Raw genomic sequence first — 11,776 nt, 5'->3', positions numbered from 1 at the left:
GCTCGGCCTGCGGATGACGTTGGTAGATCGGGACGAACTCGGCACCGAAACCCAGACCGACCACGGCTACGCGAACGGGCCGACCGGCCATCGCCCACCCTCCTCTCCTACGGCTTTGGTCCGACCGCTGTAGCGGCCGAGCACACCGGCGAACGATTCACCGCGGAATCCGGCACCTGACGCGCGAACTCGCCGTTCGACGTGTCGAGTGAGCGGACGCGCAACGCGCGTTGATCCGGCACGGCCGCTGGTGCGCGATTCCCGCGCACCGCGCCCGACGTGGCGTCCGCCGCCACATCGGCCACCGGGTCGCCGGGCAGTGGGCACCGGCCGACGATGTCGGACACTTCGTTCCACGGGTCTGTCGGCAGACCACAGGTCTTGCGGCTCGTTGCGACCGAACTGTTGGGACGCGCACCCCGGGCGGGCAGGGACGGAGAGGGCAGTTCGCTGTTGCACCATGAGAACTCCGAACGGGGAGGTATCGAACCGGTTCGACCAAGGAGAGGATTCGTCGTGGTTCCACTGCTGCTGCTAACTTTTTAGCCCTGTCGAATCGGCTCGATAACACGGGCAGAACCAGCACGACGGGTGCACCGTGCAACGCCACTACCAGACAGGCGATCGATCGACGCGCTCCGCGCCATCGCACGGAACCTGCTCACTGCCATATCCGCTCCTCGAATCCGATCAACGGTCGAGAGCGAGTCGACACACGGCTCCCGGATCCTGGCCGACAACATGCGTCGACCAAACCGGGCGCGGCACCGACCTCGCTGTCGGCTTCACCCTGGACGCCCTCACACGGCATCCACGCGGCGGCGTGGCTTCCGGGCACGGCGCCGGCGCTCGAAGTACGCCTGGCCGTGCCGAGCAGAAGTGTGGCAGGCCCGTGTTTACGTTCACAAGATACTTTCTAGAAACTTTCTTCGATTAGCCTGAACGGCGTAGCCGTTTCAGGGAGCGCTCCCAAAGCGCAGTTGAGCCACTCAGAGCACCCAACACCGCGCCAACGCAACCGCCTGAGAGCTAAAGTTAGCGCTAACATATTTAGCGTCCGCCCTGCGCCCGAAACCCCATTCGGCCAGCTGTCCAACCACTCCCCGTGCGACTGGACGATCTGATGCGCGCCGTCAAGCCGGTGGTGGCGACTCGATGAGCGTGAGCGTGGTGGGCGCGACGCTTCCACCCTCAAGGACTTCCCCCTTGCTGCAGGCCGGTTCTCATCCCGCCGTATGGGGCGGCGCACGCCGACCCGTGGTGGCGCGTGATGGGGTGGGTGCCCCTGGAGTGAACGACGGCACGAGACCTCCGCCGAGTCCGTTGACCTCGCCTGAGCTCGGCCGTACTCTGCCGTCAGTAGAAAGTTTCTCTCTATATGGCAGAAACTTTTGGCGTCGCCGGCCGGCAGAAGAACGGTGAGATGAACGAGCCGATCATCACGAGGTCTTACCCCGATCCGTCCGTCTGCCGGGTGGGTAAGGACTACTACCTCGTCTCCTCCAGGTTCGAGCACTTCCCCGGCGTGCCGATCTTCCACAGCCGCGACCTGACCGACTGGGTCCGGATCGGCACCGTGCCGGACCGGCCGCCCGCGGGCGCGGTGTCCGCCGGCGGGATCTACGCGCCGACGCTGCGCCACTACGACGGCAGGTTCTGGCTGGTCGCGACCCGCGCCCAAGGCGGCGGCAACGTGCTGGTCAGCGCCGAGGACCCAGCCGGTCCCTGGTCCGCCCCGACACCGCTGCCCGGCGTGCCCGGCATCGACCCCGACCTGGTCTGGGACGAGGACGGCAACTGCTGGTGCACCTACGCCGGTGTGGAGCAGGTCCGCATCGATCCGGCCACGGGCCGGATCCTGGGCACGCCCACCAAGCTCTGGTCGGGCTCACCAGGCCCTGAATTCCCCGTAGCGCCCCACCTCTACCGGATCGGGGAGCACTGGTACTTGACGGTCGCGGAGGTCGGCACCGAGCGGTCGCACGCGATCTCGATCGCGCGGGGTCCCACGGTCAACGGGCCGTTCGAGCCCTGCCCGGACAACCCGATCCTGACCGACCGCGGCCCGGAGCACCCGGTGCGGCACGCCGGTCACGGCGACCTCGTGCAGGCGCCCGATGGGGCGTGGTGGATGGTGTTCCTCGGCATGCGGTCACAAGGGGGAACGCCCGGCCGGCACGGACTGGGCCGGGAGACGTTCCTGGCGCCGGTGCACTGGGTCGACGGGTGGCCGGTCGTCGGCGAGCCCTCGGCCGGACCGGCCACACCGCCACGCCACACCGACGTCGAGCCCATCACGGACGACTTCGACGAGTCCGACCTGCACCCGCACTGGAACTGACCGCGTCATCGGCCCGAATCCGCGTGCACCACCAGCACCCGGCCCAGCCGGCTCACGCTCCACGCGCACGGCAGTTCCCTGGACGAACTCGGCGTCGCCTTCGTCGGCAGCAGTCAGCAGCACCTGTCGTTCCGGGCTCGCACCACCATCGACGCGAGCGAGGGCGAAGGTGAATGCCTACGCGCGCATCGGGCCCTGCGCTCGGCGATCGGCGCCGTGCCGGTCGAACCGGGCGGCGCCCTCGTCGAACTTGCTTCCTGGACGGACGCGACCTATCCCCCGAGGTGGATGGACGCACCGGCCGGGTCATCGGCATGTACGCCACTCAGGGAACCGTGCACTTCGACTGGTTCGACTACGAACCAGTCGACGACGGCGCGCACCGCGGCGCCACGAGATGACACTCGACCCATCCCTACCGCTCGGCGTCAGTCTTCTCGGACGCCGGAGGGTGGCGCGGTGCTCTCCCGGACGGTGAAAGTGGTCGCCAGTTCCAGTCCCACCTGCGGCGGCTGCTCGCCGCGGCCGAGGGCGAGCGCCAGTTCGGTGGCGGCCATCGCCATCTCCACCAACGGCTGGTGGACCGTGGTCAGCGGGGGATCCACCATCGTGGCCACCGGCAGGTCGTCGAAGCCCACCACGCTCAAATCCGCCGGAATCCGCAGCCCCGCTTCCCTCGCCGCCTTGTAGACACCCACCGCCTGGAGGTCGTCGTTCGCGAAGACCGCGGTCGGGCGGTCGGGCCGGGTCAACAGCTCGCGGGCCGCGACGCGACCAGCCTCCACAGTTAGCTCCGCGCGCACCACGAGCGTGGGGTCGACCGGGAGTCCCGCAGCCTCCAGAGCGGAGCGGTAGCCGTCGAATCGGGCACGGCAGAACAGCGCGTCGTCCGGACCGGCGACCATCGCGATGCGACGGTGACCCAGGCCGATCAGGTGACGAGCGGCCATCCGGCCACCCGTCCAGTTCGTCGCGCCGACGAACGGAACGTCGTCGGGCAACTCGACCGAGGGGTCGAACACCACGAACGGGATACCCTTGGCCCGCAGCCTGTCACGCTCCTCTTGCGACAGTTTCGCGACCATGACGACACAGGCGGGACGGCGGTCGAGCGCGTCGTCGATCCAGTAGCGGATCGCGTTGCCCTGCGGGCCGAACTCCGACAGCACGACCCCCACCCCGTGCTTGCGCGCCGCCCGCTGCACACCGCGGATGATCTCGACACCCCACATGTCCTCGAGCTCGTCGAACACCAGGTCCATCTGCTTGCTGCGGCTCGGCGCACTCGACTTCCGGTAGCCGTAGGCGTCGATGAGCGCCTCGACCCGCGCACGGGTGTCGGGCGACACGCCCGCCCGCCCGTTGAGCACCTTGGACACCGTCGGCACCGACACCCCGGCCGTCTCGGCGATGTAGGAGATCGTGACCGGCCTGAACGAGTCATCGCCCGGACGGCCTTCGACCACGACCGGCTCACCCGCCTCGACGTGCGACAAGCCCCACTCCTCTCGCTGACGCGCCGGACCCGGCCAGGCGCGTCGCCAGGATAGGTCGCGCGCGCCACGGCCGTCTCCGCTGCCTCGACCTGCTGGCTCCGCCGACAGGTCGCAGGACCACCGCCCGATCATTTCATGTTTCGAGCACGTCGACGAAAGTTACCACCCGGATGACGGGGTTACGGGGCTCCGGCTGTACGCCCTCTTCTCGAGCGCGACATAACGTCATCGAACTCGACGCCGTCACGCCCGACGGCACACCCGTCACGTGCTCGCCGACGCACCGCCCGGAGCTGTTCGACGCGCTCCGGGCCGGACGAGGCCGCCACGGCGTCATCGTGCGCGCCACACTGCGCCTGTTCGCCGCACACACCCACGCCCGCCTCTACCGCCTGCGTTACGACGACATCGGCACCTTCCTGGCCGACCAGCACACCCTGATGACCGAAGGCCGCTTCCACCACCTGGAAGGTCAGGTCAAGTCGGTCGACGGGACGTGGGCCGCTCACATCGACGGCGTCAGCTACCGAGCCGTCCGAGGAGCGTCTGCTGGCAGGGCTGCGCGATCAGCGCGATGCCCTGGAGATCACCGACTTCACCTACCACGGCTTTCAGAACCGTCTGGCCGAGGACGTGGCCCTGCTGCGCACGCTCGGCGCGTGGCAGCACCCCCACCCCTGGATCAACCTGTTCCTGCCGGACCACACCGCCGAGCACATCGTGACCGAGACCCTGGCCAACCTGACAGCCAAGGACATCGGCGACACCGGCCTCGTGCTGCTCTACCCCGTACCTCGGGATGGCATCACCACGCCGCGGTTCCAGCTTCCCGACACCCCGACCGCGTTCCTGTTCGCCCTGCTCCGGACCGCACCACCGGACGACGCGAACACCCTCGCGAACATGCTGGCCCACAACCGGGAACTCCAGCAGCAGGTCATCGGTCTCGGCGGAAAGGTCTACGTAGGCGATATCGGAGACTGACTGCTCGGCTCGTAGGAGCTACTGCTCGAAGCCGCCGCGCTTCGCCGCGGCGACGAACGTGCTGAAAGCGGCAGTGCCGAACGCGATGTCGACCTCAGGGCGCTTCGAGTCGCGGAACCCGACCGAGTCCTCGACGAAGGCAACCTCGACGCAGTTCGACCCGCCACCGCCGTTGCTGCCACCACTTCGGCTGCTCTTGCGCCACAAAGCCGCGTCTTCGATCACTGAGTCCCACGCTCCAACTGGTCAATCACCTCGCCGATCAGCGCGATCGAGTCGGCTGGGGTGAGGGCGATTCCGAGCAGGTGCCCGAACATCAGGGTACAGCGCCGCACGTCCTCGGAGTCTTCGAGATACAGGCTCCCACCAGGGCCGTCGGTGTAGCCGACGTCCGCCGTGTCGTCGGAGAACTCGAAGATCGTGAACCACCCGGACAGGCCTGGGTGGGCGCCGGCATCGGCTCCCACCACCTGCAGCGTCACGTTGCTCCGAGACGCCAGTTCAGCCAGACGACGGAGCTGCTCAACACGCACGTCGATCGAGCCGATCCGCGCGCGGAGGACGCGCTCGTCGAGCAATACCCAGAGTTCTTGCGGGTCTTCCCGCGTGAGAACCGCTTGCCGAGCCATCCGTGCGGCGACGCGCCGTTCCAGCTCTTCGTGCTCGATGCTCGGCTCGATACCGGCGATCACCGCGCGGGCGTATCCCTCCGACTGACAGAGGCCGGGCACCAGCAGCGGCTCCCAGACGCGTTGAACGCTCGCCCGCGCCTCGTACTCGCCGAAGTCGGCCATGTTGTCCGGTAGGCCGCGTCGGGCCCTGTGCCAGTAGCCCTTGTCGCGGGCGGCCCTCGCCCACAGCTTGAGCCTCGCCAGTTCCTCGGGGTCGTCGTGCTCGTAGATCGCCAGAAGGTCTTCGACCACGTCGGGTTGTACGCGGGCTTGGTCGTTCTCCATCCTGCTCAGCTTGGTGACCGACCACTTGCCGCTGCCCGGGACACCCTGGAGCGCGCGAACGACATCCTCCTGGCGACGGTCGCCGCGCAGCTCTTTGAGCCTGGCCGCCAGCCGCTTGCGCACGTTGGGCGGGACGTTCTCCGTGGCCACGCTGACCCTTCCTCCGACTTCTGGAACAGCACCCTACGGCCGCCACTCGACCGCAGCACGTAGCCCGACCGGGTGAAGAACAAGCAACTTGCTACTTCCGCACTTGCGGAATCCGCAAGTTGCGCCCGACCCTAGTGCTGCGCGCCGTGACCAACAAAGGACAAAGCGTAACCAGGAGGCTGACGGTGACGATCACCCCGGCTACCGATCTCCTCGCTGTCACCTCTCACCTCGGTCAAGGCCGAGCGACAGTGACTGCGAGCCTCTGCCCCGATCCGCTCCCGGGTCGGTCCTGATGGGCACCCGACCGTTCCGGTGGCTGCCCTATGAGGGACGTCGACACGCGATCCCGGACTGCATGGCGGCCAACGACGACGGCCAGACGTTGTGCGGAGTGGCCGTCAGGGTGCCGCACGACCCACCGCCACGCTGTCCCGACGGCTGCTGGCCCACATGTCCGAACTGCGACGACGCATGGCGTGAACACGAAGGTATCCCGTTGTTCCCCTGGCCTCGCAAGGCGGCGGACAACACCCGCTCCGGCGCAACGCACCAGGCATCGCAACGGGGTCGCGCGTGATGGCGGCGGACCGATCACCGAGCCTTCGCCATGATCTTGGGGCGGTTGTGGGTGGTGGCGCGTCGCAGTGGTGGGACAACCACGAGACAGGCACGGGCGGCCGACCGAGGCCAGGGACGCGTGTGCTGATGCGCGGCGGGTATCTGGGCTCGGTCCAGCCGTATGAGGGTTGCTGGACGTCGTGCTCGTTCCCGGTTTTGATCGACAGAACCGGCCAGTCGCGGATGATGTCGACGTCCGACGTGATCGTGCTGGCCACCGGTGACCTGCCCACCGACAACCCGGTCGAGGACGTCGGGTGATCGCGGTGGCCGAGGAACCCGACGCGATCCTTTACAACGGCGTAGACGATGACATCGCCGCCGGACTCTTCCGCGATCTGGTCCACCGGCTGGACGACGACGCCCGCACGATCTGCCACGAAGGGCTCACCTTCTGGATGGCGGTGTGCGGCGCGGTGTCCATACCCACCGAGCGACCCGACCCCAACTGGGCGTGGTGCGTCCAGTGCTGGCCCTCGCTATGGCCGACCGACGACCAAGGCCCGCAGAAGGTCGACTCGTGGCAACCCGTTGGAGAAGGGAACAGCCGATGACAGCCAACGCGGGAACCTGGCCGATCTGTCGTGCCGGCGTCGGGAGTCATCCGGTCGCCGCCGAGGCGCCGCTTGCGGCGTATGGAGGGCGGTCGTGATGGTGGCGAGCAACAACAACGTCGTGTTCGCCGCGCTCCGCGAGCGGTTGTGGGCCGACCTGGATGCGATGTGCGATGTCGTGCTCGGCGGTGACGATCACACCGTCGCCGTGGTGACGCGCGGTGAACTGCCCGGCTTGATCGCCGGACTGCAAGCTCTACTCGCGCTGCACGTTCCCGACGAGAACGGCCATTGCCGGCAATGCCGGAGCGGGCGGTGGTGGCGCCGGGTCCCGGTGCCGTGTCGGGTGCTGCTGGAGTTCCAGCTCGCCCGCGACGATGCCGTCACCCATCAGCCGCGGCACCGGCTCGTGAACTCCCGAGGACTAGGCGGTACCTGGTCGCGCTTCCTGCGATGTCGGACGCCGGGAAGCGGTCCGTCCGCCCCGGCCTCCACATCCTGATCCAGCCGGCTCGGTTCGCACGCCGCTCGCGCATCCACCCACCCCGCGCCCGTGGGCGCCGCGCTGAGCGCCGAACCAAACCGGTCGCCGGGGCGGCAGGGACTTCCCCGAACCCTGCCGCCCCACCCCGCCCTACACCGTTCGAACGCACGAAGGACGTCGACATGACCAGGCACAACGGCCAGCCACCGACCATGACGCCCACGCTGAGGAGCCGCCTGCTCGGCGCCGAACTGCGCCGCGTCCGCCAGGCCGCAGGCCTCACGGTCGCCGAGCTGGCCGCACTCACCGACCAGGAAACCGACACCGTGCGGCACCTGGAGAGCGGTGTCCGCGGCACGGCCGAGTTCAGGCCCGAGCCCGCGGTGTGGTGCCCGTGGGGCACCCTGGCGAAAGGTGTGATCACCACGCTGTGCCAAACCGCGGAACGGATCGACATCTTCGCGCCGCTCGGCATCCACCCGACCCTCGAACCGCTCGACAAGGACCGCTGCACCGCCTACGTCCTGGAGGACGCCGTCCTCGACCGCCGCGAAGTGACCATCCGCGTGATCCGACACGGCGGCGGCGTATATCCCGGCATCGAGCACCACCCGCTCACCCGCTTCCGCCTGCCCGACGGCCCGGCCATTGTCCTCTACGCGTACCTGCACGCCGCGCACTTCACCGACGAGGAGCAGCACCTGCTGGCGGCGTACACGCTGTTCGAGGACCTCACCGACTTCACCGGCACCGCGAATTCCGCCTAGCCCGGATGGAGCCGGAGAGGATGGGCGTGCGCCGCAGTTCGCCGCCCAAACACCCGCCGAACACGCGCCTGACCTGGCAGCGTCTGCAGCGGGGTTGGAGTCGCGACGAACTCGCCGGGCAGATCAGGCGCAGCATGCGCGCTGCCGGCGAGGCCGTTCCCGGCCTGGACGACGAGGTCGTGCGACGGTGGGAGTCCGGTGACCGCACACCGGAGCCGCGGTACCGCAAACACTTGGTGCTGGTGTTCGGGATGGCCGCCGACGAGCTGGGCTTGCTGTCGCCGGGCGAACTCGCGCTGCGCCCGGCGTCGCCCGCCACACCACACGGGATCATGCGGGACGATTTCGTCGAGACCGTCGTGAGGAAGGTGACGTCGATGCTGTTCGGTGCCGAGGGCGAGTTCGGGCGGAAGCTGTTCTTGAAAGGGCTCCTCGGCGTGGGTGTGACACCCCTGCTCGCGCATGGGATGCCGCTCCCGGACGACGTCAATGCGTTGGCCGGTCCGCAGCGCACGAAGCTGGACCGTCACGCTGTCGACGCCTACCGCGCGATCACCGCGTCCCACCGTGACCTCTACTGGACCAGCCCCGCAGGCGACCTGCTGCCGTCGGTGATCGCCCAAGCACGGCTCGGCGAGTCGATGATGAAGGGCGCGTTCGCCACCGACGCGCTGCTGCCGCTGCTCGGTGCCGCGGTGGCCGAAGGCGCGCTCCTGGCCGCGCGGCTGGCGTTCTTCGACCTCGCGCAGGACGACCTCGCGGAGGCGTTCTTCCAGTTGGCGCAGGAGGCAGCCGAGGTGTCGCGGGACCACAGCATGGCAGTGGCGGTGCTGGCGCACCGAGCGTTCGTTCCCGGCTTCACACAGCGGGAACAGCCCGCGCGTGTCTTCCTGGAGGCGGCTCACGGACACGCGCGCTACGACGCCGGGCCGCTGCTGCGGTCGTGGCTGCACTGCGTCGACGGCGAGATCTCCGCGCGCACGGGACAGATCCAGGCGAGCGTGGCCAGGATCCGATCTGCCGAGGACGCACTGGGCACCGGCGGCACCGACCCGGTGCGGCTGGACTTCTTCGACGCCTCCCGGCTCGCCGGGTTCGCCGGCAACACCCTGCTCCTGGCCGGCCGGCACCACGCTGCCGCCGACCGGCTCCGGGAAGCCCTGGACGGTTTGGCCGTCGGCGCTGAGAGGCAACGGGCCGTGCTGCTGTTCGACCTCGCCGCCGCCCAGGCACCCGGCGATGCCGATCAGGCGTTCGCCACGGCCGGACAGGCGTGTGACGTGCTCGGTCGCGCCTACTACGCCACCGCCCTCAAGCGCGTCCCCGCCGTCCGGCAGTCGTTGCGCCACACCCCGTACGCCGTCGAGTTGGACGAGCGGGTCCGCGCGCTGACCACGGTGTGACTCAGACTGCCCGGGCGTTGTACTCGGCCACGCGCGCGGGAAGCCCTGCCAGGCCGTCCAGCGTGAACAGGCAGCGGTCCTCCACGTCCGGCACGCGCAAAATGTGCCCCCACGGCCCACGGCGGATCAACGCGGTGGCGATACCCGCCTCCTGTGCGGGCCGGATGTCGTTGTCCAACCGGTCACCGACGTAGAGCACCGATCCCGCGGGCACGCTGGCCTCGTGCACGACGCGGTCGAAGAAGGCCGGCGTCGGCTTCTCCACGCCCCACCCGTCCGACGTGCCGATCACGTCGACCGGCAGGTCCAACGCCTTGAGGATGCGCTCCGCCCGGCTGGTCTGGTTCCCGGCCAGGCCGACGCGTAGCCCCGCCTCGCGGAGCTGTTGAAAGCAGGACCGCGCGTCTGGGTAGAGGTTCTCCTCGCCGAAGCTCTCCGGTTGCCCGGCCGCGGCACGGCGCTCACGCTCCTCGGCGAGGTTGAACCCGGGCTTGAACACCTGGAACGTCTCGCGGTAGTCCTTGCCCTGCGCGATGATCGCGCCGAAGACGGCGGAGAAGGTGTGGCGGGGAACGCCGAGCCAGTCCGCCCACGTCCCGTACTCGCGGGTCTCGTCGACCAGGATCTCGCCCACGTCGAAGAAGACCGCTTCGATCTTCGCCACCTGACATCCTCCCTCACGGCTTCCCAGTACCCGCATCGTGCCCGACGGCGCGCACGCATCACCCGGCAGGCCCTGGACGTGCCCGGATCGGGGGAACCGGAGGGCTGGTGGAGGGGCGATGGCGGGTTCCCGGCCGGTACCCCGGACATGTTCACGATGGTCGACTGGTCCCGTTGTGATCGCTTCGCCGAACGGGAGGATACGTGAGCACTCGCACCACACCCGGCCCTCAGGAAAGTTCGGCGGACGCCGACGAGACAAAGGCGCCTCCCCGGTTGAGCACTGCCCGCAGCCGTGAACTCGGCGAGGAACTGCGCCGAATCCGCCATCGGACCGGGAGGTCGTCCGCGGACACCGCCGAAGCCCTGGGCTGGTCGCTGGCCAAGCTCAGCAAGCTGGAGACCGGCAATCGCGGAGCGGGCGCGTGGGACATCGCCACGCTGATCGGCCGGCTGGGTGCCGACAAGCCCACCCGCGACCACATCCTGGCCATCCTCGCCGAACCCGACACCGGCGGCTTCCTCCGCCCCTACGACCAGATCCCCGACACGCTGGTCGCCTTGTCCCTGCACGAACAGCTCGCGGTGACCATCACCGCCTACGAACCCCTCACCGTTCCCAGCCTCGCCCAGACCGAGGACTACGCCCACGCCCTGACCGGCAACTGGGCACTCGCCCGGACCAGGATCACCAGGCAGAACGCGGCGGACGGCCGGGCGGAGACGACCCTGTACATCCATGAAGCCGCGTTGCGTGTCGCGGTCGGCGGCCCGGCGCTCATGCGGGACCAACTGCTGCACCTCACCCTCATGTGCGGATGGACACGGTCCACCCCGCGCCTCATCCCGATGTCCGCGCCGTTCCACCCCGCCGTCAGGAACCCGGCCACACTCCTGACCTTCAAGCACCCGAACACACCCTTGGCCTACACCGAAACCGACACCGCGGCCGTGTTCCACGAAGAGCCTCACGCCGTCACCCGGTACCAGGCCAAAATGCGCCGCCTTGCCTCGCTCGCTCTGTCCCGCACCGAATCCCACGACGTGTTCGCCCGCTGGGCTGACGTCTACGACCGCGAAACACGCTGACGAACGCGCAGCCTCCCGGGCAGGCGTTGGAGAACGGATGAACACGTCCTACACCGTGAAACTACGGGTCGACACCTTCGACAAAGCCACCAGACTGGCGGGCTATCACTCCCGCTACACCGCAGCACAAGCGATGGGCCTCAACCGCTCCACCTTGAGCCGAGTGCTGTCGGGTGAACCGCCCCGGCTTTGATGGGGACTCCATTGCGTGTGGAGGATGGAGTCATGGCAGGAACGTCACGGCACTCGGTCGAGGTGCGTCAGCGGG

12 protein-coding genes and 1 pseudogene are annotated in these 11,776 nt (G+C 68.7%); 9 read left to right on the top strand and 4 right to left on the bottom strand.

The features are described 5' to 3' along the window. Positions 1–1,423 precede the first annotated feature (1,423 nt). Positions 1,424–2,341 (top strand): glycoside hydrolase family 43 protein, encoded by a 918-nt coding sequence (locus AB0K14_RS40670; RefSeq protein WP_360466365.1) that lies wholly within the window; start codon positions 1,424–1,426, stop codon positions 2,339–2,341. 428 nt (positions 2,342–2,769) lie between these two features. Here the strand turns inward: AB0K14_RS40670 and AB0K14_RS40665 are convergent, their stop codons facing one another. Beyond that, positions 2,770–3,837 carry a LacI family DNA-binding transcriptional regulator gene (locus tag AB0K14_RS40665; RefSeq protein WP_360466362.1) on the bottom strand — a complete coding sequence of 356 codons (1,068 nt, stop codon included), beginning with the start codon at positions 3,835–3,837 and terminating at the stop codon, positions 2,770–2,772. A gap of 531 nt (positions 3,838–4,368) precedes the next feature. On the opposite strand from AB0K14_RS40665, the pseudogene AB0K14_RS40660 reads away from it, so the two are divergent. Next, a pseudogene (locus AB0K14_RS40660) lies at positions 4,369–4,821 on the top strand (hypothetical protein); the annotation flags it as partial. 18 nt (positions 4,822–4,839) lie between these two features. Here the strand turns inward: AB0K14_RS40660 and AB0K14_RS40655 are convergent. After that, a complete protein-coding gene (locus AB0K14_RS40655) occupies positions 4,840–5,046 on the bottom strand; it encodes a DUF397 domain-containing protein (protein ID WP_360466359.1) in 207 nt (68 codons plus the stop codon). After that, a complete protein-coding gene (locus tag AB0K14_RS40650) occupies positions 5,043–5,927 on the bottom strand; it encodes a helix-turn-helix transcriptional regulator (RefSeq protein WP_360466356.1) in 885 nt (294 codons plus the stop codon). The genes AB0K14_RS40655 and AB0K14_RS40650 overlap by 4 nt, the downstream gene beginning before the upstream one ends. Before the next feature lie 295 nt (positions 5,928–6,222). Here AB0K14_RS40650 and AB0K14_RS40645 point away from each other — a divergent pair, with 295 nt between their 5' ends. The 5 genes from AB0K14_RS40645 to AB0K14_RS40625 all read left to right on the top strand — a co-directional run bounded on the left by AB0K14_RS40645 (position 6,223) and on the right by AB0K14_RS40625 (position 9,756). Beyond that, positions 6,223–6,507 carry a zinc finger protein gene (locus tag AB0K14_RS40645; RefSeq protein ID WP_360466354.1) on the top strand — a complete coding sequence of 95 codons (285 nt, stop codon included), beginning with the start codon at positions 6,223–6,225 and terminating at the stop codon, positions 6,505–6,507. A gap of 298 nt (positions 6,508–6,805) precedes the next feature. After that, positions 6,806–7,102 carry a hypothetical protein gene (locus AB0K14_RS40640; RefSeq protein WP_360466352.1) on the top strand — a complete coding sequence of 99 codons (297 nt, stop codon included), beginning with the start codon at positions 6,806–6,808 and terminating at the stop codon, positions 7,100–7,102. Between the two features lie 94 nt (positions 7,103–7,196). Further along, a complete protein-coding gene (locus AB0K14_RS40635) occupies positions 7,197–7,604 on the top strand; it encodes a hypothetical protein (protein WP_360466349.1) in 408 nt (135 codons plus the stop codon). Positions 7,605–7,768: 164 nt separating this feature from the next. Further along, entirely contained in the window at positions 7,769–8,353 is a 585-nt protein-coding gene (locus tag AB0K14_RS40630) for a helix-turn-helix transcriptional regulator (protein ID WP_360466346.1), read from the top strand. A gap of 134 nt (positions 8,354–8,487) precedes the next feature. Continuing rightward, the gene (locus AB0K14_RS40625; RefSeq protein WP_360466343.1) at positions 8,488–9,756 is read left to right on the top strand and encodes a hypothetical protein; all 1,269 of its coding nucleotides are present in this window, start codon (positions 8,488–8,490) and stop codon (positions 9,754–9,756) included. A 1-nt stretch (position 9,757) separates the two neighbouring features. Here the strand turns inward: AB0K14_RS40625 and AB0K14_RS40620 are convergent, their stop codons facing one another. Continuing rightward, positions 9,758–10,420, bottom strand: coding sequence for an HAD-IA family hydrolase (locus tag AB0K14_RS40620; RefSeq protein ID WP_360466340.1), 663 nt, complete (start codon positions 10,418–10,420; stop codon positions 9,758–9,760). Positions 10,421–10,695: 275 nt separating this feature from the next. Here AB0K14_RS40620 and AB0K14_RS40615 point away from each other — a divergent pair, with 275 nt between their 5' ends. Next, complete coding sequence (locus tag AB0K14_RS40615; protein ID WP_360466337.1) at positions 10,696–11,508, top strand: helix-turn-helix transcriptional regulator; 813 nt, start codon at positions 10,696–10,698, stop codon at positions 11,506–11,508. 37 nt (positions 11,509–11,545) lie between these two features. Beyond that, a complete protein-coding gene (locus AB0K14_RS40610) occupies positions 11,546–11,701 on the top strand; it encodes a hypothetical protein (protein ID WP_360466334.1) in 156 nt (51 codons plus the stop codon). The last annotated feature ends 75 nt before the right edge of the window (positions 11,702–11,776 follow it).

Origin of the sequence: Actinosynnema sp. NPDC050801, from assembly GCF_040673975.1 — a bacterium.
Taxonomy (GTDB): Bacteria; Actinomycetota; Actinomycetes; order Mycobacteriales; family Pseudonocardiaceae; genus Actinosynnema.
The sequence above is the reverse complement of the archived record's forward strand: the minus strand, read 5'-3'. Positions and strand labels throughout refer to the sequence as shown.